At 42.1% G+C, this 15,040-nt stretch carries 16 protein-coding genes and 1 tRNA gene; 7 read left to right on the top strand and 10 right to left on the bottom strand.

The window, feature by feature from the left end:
* Positions 1-100: 100 nt before the first annotated feature.
* Together OZ660_RS12210 and OZ660_RS12215 are read right to left on the bottom strand one after the other, a co-directional pair.
* Positions 101-631 (bottom strand): NADPH-dependent FMN reductase, encoded by a 531-nt coding sequence (locus OZ660_RS12210; protein WP_202261834.1) that lies wholly within the window; start codon positions 629-631, stop codon positions 101-103.
* Positions 632-681: 50 nt separating this feature from the next.
* Positions 682-1,536, bottom strand: coding sequence for a pirin family protein (locus OZ660_RS12215; protein WP_274741091.1), 855 nt, complete (start codon positions 1,534-1,536; stop codon positions 682-684).
* Positions 1,537-1,668: 132 nt separating this feature from the next.
* Between OZ660_RS12215 and OZ660_RS12220 the strand changes: the two genes are divergently transcribed.
* The 4 genes from OZ660_RS12220 to OZ660_RS12235 all read left to right on the top strand — a co-directional run bounded on the left by OZ660_RS12220 (position 1,669) and on the right by OZ660_RS12235 (position 6,042).
* Positions 1,669-2,574: a LysR substrate-binding domain-containing protein gene (locus tag OZ660_RS12220; protein WP_274741092.1), complete on the top strand. Its 906-nt coding sequence runs from the start codon at positions 1,669-1,671 to the stop codon at positions 2,572-2,574.
* 272 nt (positions 2,575-2,846) lie between these two features.
* Positions 2,847-4,130: a tyrosine-type recombinase/integrase gene (locus OZ660_RS12225; protein ID WP_274741093.1), complete on the top strand. Its 1,284-nt coding sequence runs from the start codon at positions 2,847-2,849 to the stop codon at positions 4,128-4,130.
* Between the two features lie 56 nt (positions 4,131-4,186).
* Positions 4,187-5,350 carry an AAA family ATPase gene (locus OZ660_RS12230; RefSeq protein ID WP_274741094.1) on the top strand — a complete coding sequence of 388 codons (1,164 nt, stop codon included), beginning with the start codon at positions 4,187-4,189 and terminating at the stop codon, positions 5,348-5,350.
* Positions 5,350-6,042, top strand: coding sequence for a hypothetical protein (locus OZ660_RS12235; protein WP_274741095.1), 693 nt, complete (start codon positions 5,350-5,352; stop codon positions 6,040-6,042). Before OZ660_RS12230 ends, OZ660_RS12235 begins: the two co-directional genes overlap by 1 nt.
* Before the next feature lie 129 nt (positions 6,043-6,171).
* On the opposite strand, the gene OZ660_RS12240 is transcribed toward OZ660_RS12235, so the two are convergent.
* The 3 genes from OZ660_RS12240 to OZ660_RS12250 all read right to left on the bottom strand — a co-directional run bounded on the left by OZ660_RS12240 (position 6,172) and on the right by OZ660_RS12250 (position 8,173).
* Positions 6,172-7,050, bottom strand: a complete 879-nt coding sequence (locus OZ660_RS12240) for a site-specific integrase (protein ID WP_274741096.1) — start codon at positions 7,048-7,050, stop codon at positions 6,172-6,174.
* Positions 7,043-7,267 carry a hypothetical protein gene (locus tag OZ660_RS12245; RefSeq protein ID WP_274741097.1) on the bottom strand — a complete coding sequence of 75 codons (225 nt, stop codon included), beginning with the start codon at positions 7,265-7,267 and terminating at the stop codon, positions 7,043-7,045. The genes OZ660_RS12240 and OZ660_RS12245 overlap by 8 nt, the downstream gene beginning before the upstream one ends.
* A 642-nt stretch (positions 7,268-7,909) precedes the next feature.
* Complete coding sequence (locus tag OZ660_RS12250) at positions 7,910-8,173, bottom strand: helix-turn-helix domain-containing protein (RefSeq protein WP_274741098.1); 264 nt, start codon at positions 8,171-8,173, stop codon at positions 7,910-7,912.
* Between the two features lie 92 nt (positions 8,174-8,265).
* On the opposite strand from OZ660_RS12250, the gene OZ660_RS12255 reads away from it, so the two are divergent.
* Complete coding sequence (locus OZ660_RS12255) at positions 8,266-8,463, top strand: hypothetical protein (RefSeq protein ID WP_274741099.1); 198 nt, start codon at positions 8,266-8,268, stop codon at positions 8,461-8,463.
* A 112-nt stretch (positions 8,464-8,575) separates the two neighbouring features.
* Here OZ660_RS12255 and OZ660_RS12260 read toward each other — a convergent pair whose 3' ends face one another.
* Positions 8,576-9,667, bottom strand: a complete 1,092-nt coding sequence (locus tag OZ660_RS12260; RefSeq protein ID WP_274741100.1) for a hypothetical protein — start codon at positions 9,665-9,667, stop codon at positions 8,576-8,578.
* Positions 9,668-9,915: 248 nt separating this feature from the next.
* Here OZ660_RS12260 and OZ660_RS12265 point away from each other — a divergent pair, with 248 nt between their 5' ends.
* Positions 9,916-10,134 (top strand): helix-turn-helix domain-containing protein, encoded by a 219-nt coding sequence (locus OZ660_RS12265; RefSeq protein WP_274741101.1) that lies wholly within the window; start codon positions 9,916-9,918, stop codon positions 10,132-10,134.
* A gap of 75 nt (positions 10,135-10,209) precedes the next feature.
* Complete coding sequence (locus OZ660_RS12270; protein ID WP_274741102.1) at positions 10,210-11,274, top strand: replication initiation protein; 1,065 nt, start codon at positions 10,210-10,212, stop codon at positions 11,272-11,274.
* 177 nt (positions 11,275-11,451) lie between these two features.
* Here the strand turns inward: OZ660_RS12270 and OZ660_RS12275 are convergent.
* The 4 genes from OZ660_RS12275 to apbC form a co-directional block, all read right to left on the bottom strand.
* Positions 11,452-11,528, bottom strand: a tRNA-Pro gene (locus tag OZ660_RS12275).
* 115 nt (positions 11,529-11,643) lie between these two features.
* Positions 11,644-13,080 (bottom strand): SLC13 family permease, encoded by a 1,437-nt coding sequence (locus tag OZ660_RS12280; RefSeq protein WP_274741103.1) that lies wholly within the window; start codon positions 13,078-13,080, stop codon positions 11,644-11,646.
* Positions 13,081-13,177: 97 nt separating this feature from the next.
* Positions 13,178-13,771 (bottom strand): dCTP deaminase, encoded by a 594-nt coding sequence (gene dcd / locus OZ660_RS12285; RefSeq protein ID WP_159626125.1) that lies wholly within the window; start codon positions 13,769-13,771, stop codon positions 13,178-13,180.
* 132 nt (positions 13,772-13,903) lie between these two features.
* Positions 13,904-15,013 carry an iron-sulfur cluster carrier protein ApbC gene (gene apbC / locus OZ660_RS12290; RefSeq protein ID WP_274741104.1) on the bottom strand — a complete coding sequence of 370 codons (1,110 nt, stop codon included), beginning with the start codon at positions 15,011-15,013 and terminating at the stop codon, positions 13,904-13,906.
* Between the last annotated feature and the right edge of the window lie 27 nt (positions 15,014-15,040).

Consider the following 15,040-nt stretch of genomic DNA (forward strand, 5'->3'; position numbering starts at 1 on the left):
CTTGACCCTACGTACAAAATATTGTGCAGGCTGTGCAATTAAGAGAAGCTCGCGTATGCCAATAGTCATACTTCGCACTTCTCTTTGTTGTGAATATCGGTTAATTGGTTTCTATTTCTGACAAGGCGGCTTTTAGCTTGGCGATCAATTCTGGGTGGCTTAGCTCCCCTTTTTCTTGGTCGAAATTGTCATAAAAACTCGGTATTGAAAGTGACGCTTTTACGTGCCCATCGAAAAAGTGGGCCGACTCTACCGCCAATTTCAATACGCTTGCTGCGCCGCCCGGACCAGGTGAAGTAGACAACATCACAACAGGCTTGCCCTGATAAACTTTCATATTAACCCGCGAAGTCCAATCAAAAAGATTTTTGTAAGCTACGGTGTAGTTACCATTGTGCTCAGCATAAGAGATAATTAGGGCGTCAGCTTGCTCTATTTTTTGATAAAACTGCGACGCTGCGTCAGGTACCCCGTAAGCCTCTTCTAGATCGACACTGTAAATAGGCATTTCATAATCATTAATATCTATCACTTCAATATCATGCTGAGGAAGCAATGAAGCAGCGTAGTTAATGAGCGCTTTGTTAATTGACTTCTTACTGTTACTTGCGGGAATGGCGAGAATTTTCATAGATTATTCCTTACGAATGGTTAGATTGAACGATTAATGGGGATAGCAAACTATTCAAGGCTTCCAAATTTGCCCGATGCAAATTCAGCTTCTACTTTTTCGATCTCGGCTTGAGAACTCATCACAAAGGGCCCTTTTTGAACAAAAGGCTCTTTTACAGGTTCACCTGCGAAAAGTGCAAAATGTGCTGGCTTGGCGGACGTATTCGTTAGCAAAAGTTGGCTGAGTGCTTTGTTATTCAACTGAGATACTGCTATCGCTTGACCTTCAGAAAGCGTGATTTGTTCGTCATTGATACTCAATGTAAGCTCACCTTTAATGGCATACACCCACGCACTTTCACGTTCGTTTAACTGATGAGAGAAAGTACTTTGTTGCGCTAACTTACCATCCAGTATTGTCATTGGTAATGTAGGTGCGCTTTGCCCCTTTAGGCCGTTACTTTCGCCTAGAACAATACGAACTCGTGTACCTCGATTTTCATACACGGGCATGGTGCTTGACTTAACATGAAGTGCTGAGGGGGCATTTCTTTTAAGTGACGCAGGTAAATTAACGAACACTTGTAACCCGTGAATACGCGCGCCATTGCGTGGCGCTTCATCGTGTACAACACCTGAACCGGCATTCAACCAATACAGGTCGCCTGGCATAAGCGCGAAATCGTTTCCTAGTGAGTCTTGGTTATGGAACTCCCCCATACTATCTTCAAAAAGAATAGATACTGCTGATAGCCCTGCGTGAGGGTGAGCACCAAAAGTCGGCTGTGTCATCGTGTAATGATCAACCATTACAAGTGGGTCCATTGCGCCAAAGAAGTCCTTTTCTCTAAAAGCTAATGCACTAAAAGCACTTCCAATTTTAAACGTATTGCCTGTTACTACTGTGGACATCTGTGTGGTCATTGCGCTATCTCCAGATTGGTGTTGTGCTATCACGATTTAGATACTAGCAGTAGAACGATTAACTCTTGTAGTGGCATAATTTGAAATCAGCGTTCTATAATTAGAACAATAAAGCCTTTAGATAGATGTTGTATGATTGATTTAAATGATTACTTTTACTTTGTTCACGTGGTCGAAAAACGTGGTTTTTCACCCGCTGCAGCGGCACTCAACATGCCGAAATCGCGCCTTAGCCGTCATGTTGCAAAGTTAGAAGAAAGGCTTTCTACAAAGTTAATTCAAAGAACGTCACGTCAGTTTAACGTCACAGAAGCAGGTCAAATTTTTTATCGGCACGCGCGCGCACTTATCGATGAAATGGAAGCGGCTGAAGCTGCTATTCAAACAAGAAGTGCATCGTTAAGTGGGCGGGTTACGTTAAGTTGTTCTGTAGGTGTTGCACAGTTTGCAATAAGAGATTTAATGCTCGAATTCTTAGATGAAAACCCCAACGTTGAGGTAATACAACAAGTCACTAACGAAGCCATCGACCTAGTGTCATCGGGCATCGACTTAGCAATAAGGGGGCATATCGACGCCTTACCCGACTCAAGCATCATTCAAAGACATTTGGCCAAGGTTTCTTGGCACTTGTTTGCAAGCCCAGCGTATTTGTCGAAGGCAGGAGTTCCTAAGTCGCCGTACGATCTGTTTAAGCGACGCAGTTTGAAAGTGGGTTGGCAGCCTGCAACAGGCCATTGGACTTTGCAAAATAAAGAGGGTGTAAAAACTACGGTTCCCTTCTCTCCCCAATATTGCAGTGACGATATGGGCTCGCTAAAACAAGCGGCAATAGAAGGGCTCGGTTTAGTGAGCCTACCAGCCTACGTATGCCGTCAGGAAATTGCAGAAGGCTCACTGGTAAGGGTGTTGCCTGATTGGACGACAGGAAAAGCCCAACTGAGTTTGATGATGCCCTCGCGCAAAGGCCAACCTAAATCGGTAAAGATATTTGCAGACTATTTACTTGCACATTTAAACAAAAGAATTGGGGATTAGAAGCTGATGGAAACTCAAGGGTGAGAGAGAAGTTGGTCGGTGTGAGAGGATTTGAACCTCCGACCCCTGACACCCCATGAAAAGCAACATTATCTTTGATTAGTGAAAATTAGTTTTAATTAGATCAAAAATCATTTTCAACTAATTGTTATGTATAAACTTTATCAATTTCGCATGGCATGATTAGAATTAAGTAGAACCAAGTAGTTGAATCACCAAGCTGCTACACATATGCTACACCAAAATATTTTTCGACCATTGTGGTGCTACATTTGTCTACCGTAAAACTACTCATCAGTGATACTTCGCTCAGTAAAGTCCCTCAACAAATCAAACGAATTAATGATTCTAAACTCAGTGGTTTTCATGCTCGGATTGGCAAGGTATCAGAAGACAATAAGTCAAAAATAGCGTTGTACCTGAATTATCGAATTGGCGGCTCGGGAGGTAAACAACGTAATTATCTATTAGGCTATCATGGAGAGCGAGATCTCCAAGAAGTTCGTAAAGAGGTCGAGAGCTTAAAAGGCCGCATAGCAACCGGTGAAGATGTCTATGAAACTAAGCGAGTAGCTCAGAGAGAGCAATTCATTGAAGACGCTAGCCCTACCCTTTCAAAGCTAGCGAATGAATTTCTAACGCGATATGTGGATGTAAACCGAAAAGACCCAAAAGAAGTGCGCAGAATGTTCGAGAAAGATGTTCTGCCCACCATTGGCGAAATGAAACTGAAAGATATCACTAGGCGAGATGTTATTGAAAAAGTACTAGACCCCATTACTGACCGAAGTTCTGGCACACAGGCTAACAAGACGCTTTCGATACTGAAACAAATGTTTGATTTCGGCGTTGACAGAGATCTACTTCAGGGCAATCCCATTAGCACAGTAAAAAAGAAAAATATTGGCGGCTTTGAGAAACCCAGAACAAGAGCACTTACCTTCGGTGAATTGGTACAGGTATTTGAGCGACTACCTAAATTAGGAGTAAGCCCACAAGTTATCTATGCTCTTAAGTTTATAGCGTTGACAGGCTGTAGACCGATTGAGGTAACAGGTGCGCGCTGGTCTGAATTCGATTTCGAGGCGATGCTATGGACCATACCCTGTGAACGGGTTAAGCAGAAAAAAGGCGGCGACCGGATACACAAGGTACCTATGACTCAAAATATGGTTGTAATGCTAGATGAGTTGCGCTCAGCATTTTGTTACCTTAACTCAGAATTCGTATTCCCCAGTACTACATGTGTCAAACGTGGCCCAGGCGAACAACCAATTGACAGGCACTCATTATCGCGAGCTATAGACAGAAAACTTAAACAGATAGGTGTACCGAAGTTTGTTCCTCATGACTTGCGGCGAACTCTAGCTACACGACTAGGAGATTCTGATATCGGAGCCGACCCAATAGTTGTTGAAAAAATACTGAACCATCAACTACAAGGTGTTCAAAAAGTTTACAATTTGCAGGAATATATGGATAAACGACTCATAGTCCTTGAGCAATGGGCTATTAAGATGCAGACTAGTAAGTCAACAGAGTTAGATAAAACATAACATTCTAATGAATGCTCGAGTCATTCGAACCACATTAATAAAGGATTTTAAGTGAAATGATAATCAAAAGCTTGTTTTTTAAAGACGACATTAACGGGCTTTGTATTGAAGAAACCTCTTTTTCAGACCTTACTATTTTTGTAGGTACATCTGGAGCAGGTAAAACTACAATAATGGACTCTTTAGCCACGGTAGTGGGTATTGCGAAAGGCCTTTCTTCACCAGGTGATGAATGGGACTTGAAATTTTTTGACAATGAGCATCGAGATATTAGATGGCAGGGAAAATTTTCCAGTGAAGTGGAACAAATACAGTCAGACGAAAATTATGAAGATGATGATGAGGATGTTGCAAAAGTAGAGAGTGAAAGTCTTACTATCGACGGTAAAGAGGTCTTTAAACGGAATGACAACCTAATCACCTATAATGGCGAGAAGCTTCCACAAATTGAGAAACACAAGAGTTTACTATATGTCTTTAGAGACGATAACCTTATAGAAAAAGTTTATTCTTCACTGATTTCAATAAAAATTGCATCAAGCCACTCTCGTGAGTTTACTGATTTACGTTCAATTCCACTGGTTTATATTAAGTCTGATTCAACAATAAACGATCTGATTAATACCGGCAAAAAGGGTATTATCGGCCTTACTGAAAAGTATCCAGAATTAAATTGCCGAGAGAAACTTTACTATGCAAGTAAGTATGACCCGAGCGCGTTTGAAGAGTTCGAGTTTATCTATAGCAATATATTTCCGAATGTAAAAAAAGTGAAAATTTCGCTACTCGATAGTATCCGAGGAGGTGTTCCAAACAAAAATAAAAATGGAATTCACATAGAAATTGAACTTATTTGTGGAACAAAAGTCAGTCAAGCATCTATGTCATCGGGCATGTTTAAAACAATGACAATTTTAGCCGAACTTTTATTTTCATCTGGAAATGAAGTGTTGGTTATTGATGAAATCGAGAATAGTTTAGGTGTAAATTGCCTTCCTGAAATACTTAGTTATATTCAGGACAATGACTCTCAAATTATTTTAAGTACTCACCACCCTAAAATCATTAATAAGATTCCTGCTAAGTTTTGGAGAATAGTCACAAGAAAAGGTGGATGTATATCAACTCAATATGCGGAAGCAATATCGGAATCTACAAGTAAGCACGATAAGTTCCTTCAACTTATAAATAGTGACATTTATTTGCACGGAGCAGATTAATGAAGATGTATTTCTTAGTAGAAGGGAATAGCACTGAGAAAAAAGTTTATCCTGAGTGGCTGAAAATTTTAATCCCAGGTATTGAACAACACCTTAGTTACGATGATTTTAGAAAGAGTGAACAAGGCTTTTTTTTATTTTCCGGACAAGGCTACCCTTCCATACTAAACCATATTTCAAATTCAGTGTCGGATATAAATGATGCTGGTGACGTTAACTTTTTCTTTGTTGTATTAGATTGCGATGAAAGTAGCGTTGAAGAACGAGAAAAAGAGGTTATTGAAAAGGTTACAAGTGCTAATTTAAATGAAAGCACTGAATGTCATGTGATTGTTCAGAAGCGATGTTTCGAGACTACGTTGCTTGGCAATAAAAAAGTAATATCGAGGCAGCCTAACACTGAAAAAATGCGCACATATTCGCAATACTACAATGTAGTTTTAAATGACCCTGAAGAGATGGGTAATTATTCGGATAAATTCACACACTCCCAGTTCCACGAAGCCTATATTAGAGCGGCACTTGTTGAAAAGCGTGTAAAATATAGCAAGAGCAATCCTAAAGAAATAATGTCTAAGACATACTTTGATGAACTGATAAAAAGGATATCTTCTACAGAACATCTAGAGTCATTTAACAGTTTTGTTTCTAAAATATCTCAAATTAAAGAAACTTACATGCCAGAAGATTAATTCAGTTGCACTCATTTATATTAAGAGTTCATCAAATATTTTTTTGAACTCTTCTACTTGCAGCAGTTTTGTATCTGTTACATTTTTAAAAAAATAGTGAATTGATTTGGTCGCCATTGGGTTTTAATGTTACAAATAAATCTCAGTTATCTCCGGCCTAAAGTGCCCCATTTCCTGAGAAACCGTCTCTAAGGCTATTGCCCTGCTGTAGCCTAGAGCCTTCAACTCAACCATACGATCTTGCGCGTAGCTATGACGCAAGCCATGTGCGCCAGTTGAGAAAAACAACTTATGGTTGGAAGCCTTGTTAAACGAATCGGACCATTTTTTACCACCACCGATATCATAGCGCTGTAGGTACTTTATTTGACGGTCAACGACAGTCACAGGGCTTTTTAGTCTACGCTGTTCGAGTTGATTTACTAAGGCTGCAGGAATAAGCACGTGCCGCTTTAAACCACCCTTCCCCACAACAGTGTAAAGTGAGCCTGAGCGGCCATCCCATTTTGAACTCAATGCTTTTCGTCTATCTGGCTGACGCTCTTCACATCTGGCCAACGTCAAAAGCTCATGAGCACGTAGCCCAGCGGCGTATGCGATTTGTGTTGCTAGACTATGCTTATACAACTGTCCCTGAGATACGGCCTCGGCTTGGTTGCTAGTATAAGCCCTGGACCGTGTTGCTTCTGCTAATTCTGACTTGACGATATAGAGCTTACCGCTATCAGGTAATTTACCATTTAGCTGCATCATTACTTGCAAGGCCTGACGTTCCATATCAAGTGTTTTTTGCCCTACACTCTCAGCGCGATACTCAAGGTAAAACCGTGCTTGTTCTAACGATAAAGATTGCAAGCCGTTGAGCTTATTTTCCTTGACCCAAAAAGAAACCCTTTTCAGGGCTTCTTCGTAGTTTCTAGCTGTTCCAAGAGATTGTATTTTCTCGGCCTTTGTTAGCGCCTTAATGACGTTATGAGCCTGCGTACTGGCTTTTGCAAACTTAGGCATTTTTATCAAGCCATCGTTTCACTGTTGTCCAATCGACACGCATCCCCTTTTTCTTGATTAACCACCTTTGCAGCTCTGCTTTTGTGGCACCGGCATGAAAAAGTTTACATAACTGATACCGATAAACATCGAGCTTTGAAGCTTTCTTTCTCTTCCTGGCAATTAGTTTGGTTTCAGCTTTTAGCTGAGCAACTTCGTTTACTTCATTAAAATTCATGACACATCCTGCGTATTGTAAGATTGACTGGCCTTATATGGCTCAGCGACACTAAAGCCTATTCGCCCCTGTTTAGCGCTACTACGCTTGGCTCGGACTGATCTCGCCAAAATTTAAAACCTCAGATACGTGAAAACGGCAGCTGAATGCGCCGACTTTAAAAACGCCTGAAAATGCGGCGTGACATGAATATAGCTATGAAAAGTGAGGGTCCTCACTACGTGTAAACGGCAGCTGAATGCGCCGACTTTTTTCGATGCCCGAACGGGCTATACATTTAGAGATTACCTGCTGAAAAAATCTTTTTCAATCTGCAAATAACGCCTGCAAACAGATAGCTGCATGTAAGAAAGCAAAACCCAGACGCCCGCTATGCTGAAGACGATTTTCGGCTTCGACATAGCGGGCGGCAACGCGCCCGAAAAAAGAGAGGCATAATGCTCATGATGCCTCGATAGCGAGGGCTGGGTTTTGCGTTCAACTTGCTGTTAACAGCAAACTATCTTACGCTTTAATCTCATCGATCGAGGAGGTTCTTATGACACCGCTAATAGTGAGCAATTTGATGATACTTGGCTTGGTTGCATTCTTCGCTGGCTATTTCCACTTCGCGTCAAAACAAGTGAGTAACACCGGCGAGAACTAGCCATTTTTAAAACTGGCAATCTGTTCCGCCAAGTCATCCTCTTCACAGTAAAGAAAAGCTGTAGGAACTTTCAGCACCTCCGCTAACGCCTTTACCGTCTTAAAGTCGGGCGAATGGACTCCTTTTTCATATTGGTTCATACGAGCAGAAGCTGAAAACTCGTCCATTCCTGACAGGATACCGAGTTGCTTTTGAGACAATCCCCGATCTTTTCTAGCCTGCTTCAATCGTCTGGGAAAAGGCGACTCATCGTTATTCATATTTGGAACTAACTAAAACTTGAAAACTAAGAGTTTCTTAGCTTTAATGAGTCATAGATACTCAGGAATCCTTAGTTTTATTGGAGTGCAATATGCTTTCGAAGATATTAAAAACAACCGCCTTGGTTGCGTTAGAAGTTCTGCTAGATGATCTAAGCGAAGATGCAAAAAAAAGAGACAAGTTTATTGATGAACACAATGACGGCGCAGGAAATGTAAATTTCTTCGGGGATGATTATTCAGAACAAGAAGCGCGTGATGCCCACGACCGCGGTGAGTTCTACTACTAGAACCTTTGACAGAGCTTCACTCAACTGTAATTCTTGTGTTGGGTTTTTACTTTGCATTGGGATGCGCAGCCATCGGCTGCGTAGCTTTCCTTCAATTAGCTATCGAAAATCTCTACATTGTGCGCCGCGGATACAAGTCCGCCCTCACTCCTCCAGTGCTAGGTAAAGTACGAGTTAAACTGGTGTGAAAACTAATATCACTGACCAACTTAAAGAGAGTAGTAGCATTTTTGATAGATAGTCCGCAAATTTGAGGAGTTATCTCTTTTAGTGAATGTAACCAAGCATTCCTATTTGTTCGAACTTCGTGGAGATTCTTCATTAAATCAAAATCTAATTGACCAGACAATTCAAGAAGCTCGGTTACACTAGATACTGAAAAATCTCTACCAGTAAGCTTTTTTATTCGCCCTCGATTCATTCTCTCATATGTACCTGCTGGCCCTTTCTTACTATTCAAATATAGCTCCCAGAGATAATTCAACATTAATTCGCACGCGGTCCAACTCTGAATTAACGATTCGGCCATGGAGTTCTGGCTATATCTGTGGATAGACCTAACTATCAACTCCACAACTCTTAGCGAAGCATTGTAGTTGTTGGAAATTGTCTTTTCTAATACCGAATATGCGTAAACCAGAGCTTCTATTGTTAAAGTTCCCCTCCGCTCTATGGCCTTTGGTTCTCTTTTGAAAAATTGCTCATGTGTAGCCGCTAGAAAACATTGATAAGGCGAGGATTCAGAGTGGAAATTAAGTTTATGTGGGATAGCATCGGAATAAAAATACGTAACATCTTCAGCTCCTACCTCGGGCCCTAAACTAGTCTGAATTCCCAAGATTTCTCTTCTAGCTTTATGCACGCACAACTGAAAGGCATTAATAAGCTGAGCTCTCACATGTGATCGTTGCTCAGCTAATTCCGTTGAAGAACTAACGTCACGATGTTTTGTCCCATTATTACTATTACACTGAGAAATCAATGTAGCAGCAGCGGGCTCCCATTCGTGAGTATCAAAGAGAAAGAAACCATCTCGTCTAGCTTTAACAGTTATCCCACAATTTAAGGTGCAAGAATGCACAAATTCAAAGACTTTTTCACTTGAAGCGTTTCTGAAATGATCGCTTTCAATTGCTTCATCCACCCAAATTGAGGGCAAGTGCAGATAGCCAAAGTATGCAGGGGATATTATGTCGTTATGCAAGTTTACACCTCAGATAGAATAAACGCTTAGAAAGCGTTAAAAAATCGATTCTCATATACATTGCCAATAAAATCCACTTTACTCAAATCTACTTATGTAATAACGTTGCTCCACTGATTTAATCATCAGCAAAAAAAGGCGCTCTAACCAGCTGCCTGTTACACGTAGTGAGGAAAAGGACGGACCTTCCCCAGGTCAATCACTTCATAAATGTTTAACAGGTTTAGGTATTACGGTTAGGAGGGCTCATGTCCGCATTTATTACCACGAAACAAGCAGCAGCGTACTTAAATTGTACGCCTCAGCATCTTTACAATTTACGAAATAAACGTAAATCTGCCATTGAAGAAGGCGATAATACTCTAGCTAACAAGCTCGCGCCTGAAGCAATTAAAATTGGTGGAAAACTACTCTTTGAAGAATCCAAGCTGGAAAGCTGGCTCCGTACCTACGGCGAAGTTGCTTAGTCTGAGAATACGGCAGGCATAAGCGACCAAACTCACTGCCTGCCGTGTTGAACTGAATTTCAACATTGGTAGTTTATGTTATCTGAATTAATTCAGCCAGCCTTGGCTGCGCCTGCTTGTGCGCGAGAGAGGCTAACCGAGCGGCTAGAAATCACGACTCCCCCACAAACTCTTTGCGCACAAGAAGATGTGACAAAGAGTTCTTTTCGGTATAAATATAGTGCCTTACAAAAGTATCTCCACATCCAGGTTAATCCAGCAAACACAAAATGCTGGCTGGTATTTGATTTAGACGGGACAGACCCATTTATATGGGAAGATAAACTTCTACCACCACCAAACATAATCGTAAGTGGTCAAGGTCCTAAAGCTAAGTTGAAACAGACCTCCGCACACCTTTTTTACGCCATTCAAAATGTTCCAACTAGCCGGAATTCACGTCGAAAACCTATAGATTTCCTAAGCGATATCAAAAGAAAGATGACTTGCGAATTGATTGCCGATAATGCCTACACCGGTCCACTTTGCAAGAACCCACTTCATCCATTTTGGAAGACAAGTTTTCTACACGATCACGAATATAACTTAAACGAACTAAACGATGGGTTTGAGCGACCAGAAATGTACAAACGTGGAGACTTTGATTGGGATGATGTTCCCGATTCAAGAAACTGCACGGTGTTCCATAAACTAAGGTTCGAAGCTTACCGCAGAGTAATTTTCGCAAGGATAAATTGGAGCTATGAGCAATGGGAACACCACCTTCTTCAACTCGCGACTTACTTTAATGATTTTACCGGAAAAGACCTTAGTAAAACGCACCAATTGTCCCTTAATGAGCTTTCTTCGATTGTTCGAAGTGTTTCTAAATGGACCTGGCTTAACTACAACCCACCACATAATAGGGGCATAGCAGGTCTTTGGAACCTACCCATCCAAGCGATTACCCAAAAGCTGGCACAGCAAGAAGGTGCACGTTACACGCACCGAACGCGACAAGAGAAAACCATACAACAAATATTAGAAGCTAGATCTCGTCTTACAAAGCGAGGCGAGCGCCTTACTCAAATCAACCTAGCAAAGGAATCTGGTCTAACTCGTCAGACAGTAGCGAAGTACAAAGATTTGCTTAAATGTTAAGTATGCTGACAATCAGGGTATTATCGTTAAGCAGATGCTTAGGGAAGCTTTAAATGAGAAATTATGTATGAGTAAACCAAGCTACATATATGCTACATGGTTTAAATTATCAGAATTTCATTTGCTACATATATTGGGGTTATTATTTGTAACTTTCTGATTACTATAGATATAGATTGGTCGGTGTGAGAGGATTTGAACCTCCGACCCCTGACACCCCATGACAGTGCGCTACCAGGCTGCGCTACACACCGACCGAAAGAGCGAGTAAGTCTACTTAAATTTATTCACTTTGCAACGAGAATTAGCAATTAGCTTACTTAAGCGCTTAATTGCTAACCAGTTCTTAAAGTTTTAACGGCACTTTTACTACGTTAACGTTAAATAACACACACTTGTAACCACCAACGCTACCAGTACATTCAGTACAATGCCCTCTCTCGCCATGGTTTTTATATCAAACTTTTCTGTTGAATAGGCTATAGCATTCGGCGCTGTTGCAACGGGTAACATGAAAGCACAGCTGGCACTGATTGCAGCAGGTATCATTAGTAGTTTAGGATCTACGCCTACTGCCAAGCCTGCCGCAGCCAAAATAGGCATTAATAGTGTTGATGTTGCGGTGTTCGACGTAATTTCCGTTAAGAAAGTAACAAACAAGCAAATACCCAACACAAGTAATATCACAGGAAGTGTTGAAAGGCCTGTTAGCCATGTACCCATTAATACACTTAGGCCCGACGCAGTGAAAGCTTTCGCAATACATATACCGCCAGCAAATAGCAAAAGCATGCCCCATGGAATATCATTGGCTGTCTTCCAATCAAGGAGCTTGTCGTTATTGCCCTTGGCATCAACTTGGCCCTTATCATTACCGCTATTAGTCAAAAACATTGCTGCAACGCCGGCAACAGCAATAGTACTGTCACTGATGGTAGTCACGCCAATCCACGCGGTCCAAAATGGGCGGAATATCCATGCCATTGCCACGGTACCAAAAATCATCAATACGCGCTTTTCAGCCACGCTCCACACCCCAGGTACAGGTAAATTAATATTACCGACTTCTTTAATACCACGGGCGAGCCAAAGTGCCATTATCGGCACGCCAATCATGACTATAGGTACGCCCGTTTTCATCCATTCAATAAAGCTGTATTCAACACCTTGTGTTTCTTCATAAACACTCATAAAGATAATGTTAGGCGGTGTGCCTATAGGTGTGCCAACGCCTCCTAAACTTGCTGAATATGCAATGCCAAGAATAAGTGCAACACCAAATCGAGGGTTATCTACGGCATTAATAATGGCAATTGCCATGGGTAACATCATGAGTATTGTGGCGGTATTGCTTATCCACATACTTAGAACAGCGGTAGTTAACATAAAGCCAAGCACAAGCTTAAGGGGGCTTCCACTCCCTGTTAACCGCAGCATGTATATGGCAAATCGTTTATGCAAATTGGCCCTTTCCAACGCTTTCGACAACATAAAGGCGGCCATAAGTAAAATAATGACATGGCTACCTAACGACGACGCAGCTTCACTGTGCGACAGCACACCGAACAAGGGAAATAATGCAAAAGGTAAAAGTGAGGTAGCGGGTATAGGGAGAGCTTCGGTTACCCACAAAATGGCAACACATAGCGTTATGGCTGCGGTAAAAAATATGTCGCTGGGTTGTCCTACAGCCCAAAGCGCTAGGCCACTTAATACCGACAGAATAAACGCGAAAAGAATAATGCTGTTTTTGCGTGTTGGTGGCTTGCTTGGCATAGCCGAAGGCGTTTGAGGGTGTGATTGCATTGCGCTTCCCTTTACTGATAGCGTTTATAAGTTGTTATTGTTTTAACTTATATTTTCTACCAGTAATGAAGGGAAAACGCACTAGGCAATTGGAAATTTATTTGTTCTCGTCATCCGATGAAATACGGCTGGCTACTGCGCCAGCTTGGCCTTTGTATTTAGCATCAACGCGAGCGTTGTAGGGTTTTTCAGCCGGTGCCGATAACACCTCAAAGCTCAGTGCCCCAATTTTCATTTTTGGGCGAAGTGCTAAAGGTAGTTTACCGCTGTTGTAAAATTCCAATACGATGTTGCCAGACCAACCTGGATCGATTCGGTGCGCGGTAACGTGTACCATAAGGCCAAGGCGCGCAAGAGACGAACGTCCATCTAACCAGCCAACAATGTTATCTGGCAGCGTTACTGATTCGTGCGTAATTGCCAGAGCAAGCTCGCCAGGGTGTAAGAAAAATGCTTTCCCCTCTTCCAGTTCAATTTCATCGCTCATTACATGGTCAAGGGCCTCTTGCACTTGTGCCTTTGGTCCACTTAGGTCGATAAACGGCGCTTGGTGATCTTCAAACACGCGAAACTTGTTACCAAGACGAATATCTACCGTAACACCGCTTATTTGGTCATAACTTGGAGCTGGGTCGATATTGATTTTGCCGTCTTGTAAATATTGATAAATGTCGCGATCGCACAAACGCATGGTGTATTCCTCTATTCTGTAGGCCGCTATTATGCGTATGTCGGTAGTCCCAATCAACTGTGTAACGCAAGGTTTTATGCGCTTTTCACCTTATTTATGGACAAGTGGTTAACTATTTATCAGCGCAATGCATCAATCAGACTTTCCAACAATTCCAATGGGGTCTCCTTTGATATGGCTAACGCCTCCTTTTCGCGGTGCAACCGACAACGCTAATTGCATAGAAAGGGCGCGGGCAGCCTCTCGATAGCTTTCGCTCAGCGGACTATCGGGTGTTTCCAGCAATAACGGCGTACCTGCATCGCCATGTTCGCGTATATGAATATCAAGAGGCAGTTGACCTAAAAGCGGTAAGCCATGACGTTCGGCAAGCGCTTCACCACCGTCTTTGGCAAACACATAATCTTTAGTACCGCAGGCTCTGCACTGGTAATAGCTCATGTTCTCGATTAGGCCAAGCACAGGCACATTGACCTTTTCAAACATGCTTATACCTTTTTGCGCGTCGGCTAGCGCTAAATCTTGCGGCGTAGTCACCACAATTGACGCAGTTAATGGCACCTGCTGTGCCATAGTTAACTGGATATCACCTGTCCCTGGCGGCATATCTACAATAAGGTAGTCGAGCACTGGCCATAAGGTTTCGTCTAATAGCTGTTTAAGCGCCCTACTCGCCATAGGTCCACGCCATACTGCAGCATCTTCTTGAGGCACTAGATAACCAATGGAGTTCGCCACCAAGCCATGCGCTTTTAGTGGCTGCATGTGCTTGTTGTCTTCACTTTCAGGGTGTGCGTCAGGGTTGCCCAACATGATAGGAATAGAGGGCCCATAAATGTCGGCATCTAAGATACCCACTTTGGCGCCTTCCTGCATAAGTGCAAATGCAAGATTAATACTAGTAGTAGACTTACCTACCCCACCTTTGCCTGAGGCAACGGCAATAATATTTTTAATATTGGTAACGGGCGCAACCTCAGTTTCACCGCTGGCAATATGTTGTTTAAAGGTAAGTGTGGCATCATCAAGCTTACCTTTTAGTTGTTTAATGACTTCTTCTTTAAGCACTGGTAATTGCGTGGCGATACAAAATGGTAAGGTTACCGTCACACCCGCATCTTCGTTTTCAGGCTGACTAAAAGCACACCAAAGCAAGGTATCTTCCACATCGAGCGAAAAATACGTGGCCAAAATAGCAGCAACTTTGTGGGTTACCGGCTCTGCTTTGCGAGAAAAGAACATAAAAAGCCTTACTAGTAGTACAATTGT

This window comes from Alteromonas sp. 009811495 (genome assembly GCF_028865455.1).
In the GTDB taxonomy this organism is placed as follows: domain Bacteria; phylum Pseudomonadota; class Gammaproteobacteria; order Enterobacterales; family Alteromonadaceae; genus Alteromonas.

Coding starts and splice junctions, on each gene's coding strand:
- OZ660_RS12210 (WP_202261834.1), bottom strand. CDS start 631: ATGAAAATTCTCGCCATTCCCGCAAGTAACAGTAAGAAGTCAATTAAC.
- OZ660_RS12215 (WP_274741091.1), bottom strand. CDS start 1,536: ATGACCACACAGATGTCCACAGTAGTAACAGGCAATACGTTTAAAATT.
- OZ660_RS12220 (WP_274741092.1), top strand. CDS start 1,669: ATGATTGATTTAAATGATTACTTTTACTTTGTTCACGTGGTCGAAAAA.
- OZ660_RS12230 (WP_274741094.1), top strand. CDS start 4,187: ATGATAATCAAAAGCTTGTTTTTTAAAGACGACATTAACGGGCTTTGT.
- OZ660_RS12235 (WP_274741095.1), top strand. CDS start 5,350: ATGAAGATGTATTTCTTAGTAGAAGGGAATAGCACTGAGAAAAAAGTT.
- OZ660_RS12240 (WP_274741096.1), bottom strand. CDS start 7,050: ATGCCTAAGTTTGCAAAAGCCAGTACGCAGGCTCATAACGTCATTAAG.
- OZ660_RS12245 (WP_274741097.1), bottom strand. CDS start 7,267: ATGAATTTTAATGAAGTAAACGAAGTTGCTCAGCTAAAAGCTGAAACC.
- OZ660_RS12250 (WP_274741098.1), bottom strand. CDS start 8,173: ATGAATAACGATGAGTCGCCTTTTCCCAGACGATTGAAGCAGGCTAGA.
- OZ660_RS12255 (WP_274741099.1), top strand. CDS start 8,266: ATGCTTTCGAAGATATTAAAAACAACCGCCTTGGTTGCGTTAGAAGTT.
- OZ660_RS12265 (WP_274741101.1), top strand. CDS start 9,916: ATGTCCGCATTTATTACCACGAAACAAGCAGCAGCGTACTTAAATTGT.
- OZ660_RS12270 (WP_274741102.1), top strand. CDS start 10,210: ATGTTATCTGAATTAATTCAGCCAGCCTTGGCTGCGCCTGCTTGTGCG.
- OZ660_RS12280 (WP_274741103.1), bottom strand. CDS start 13,080: ATGCAATCACACCCTCAAACGCCTTCGGCTATGCCAAGCAAGCCACCA.
- dcd (WP_159626125.1), bottom strand. CDS start 13,771: ATGCGTTTGTGCGATCGCGACATTTATCAATATTTACAAGACGGCAAA.
- apbC (WP_274741104.1), bottom strand. CDS start 15,013: ATGTTCTTTTCTCGCAAAGCAGAGCCGGTAACCCACAAAGTTGCTGCT.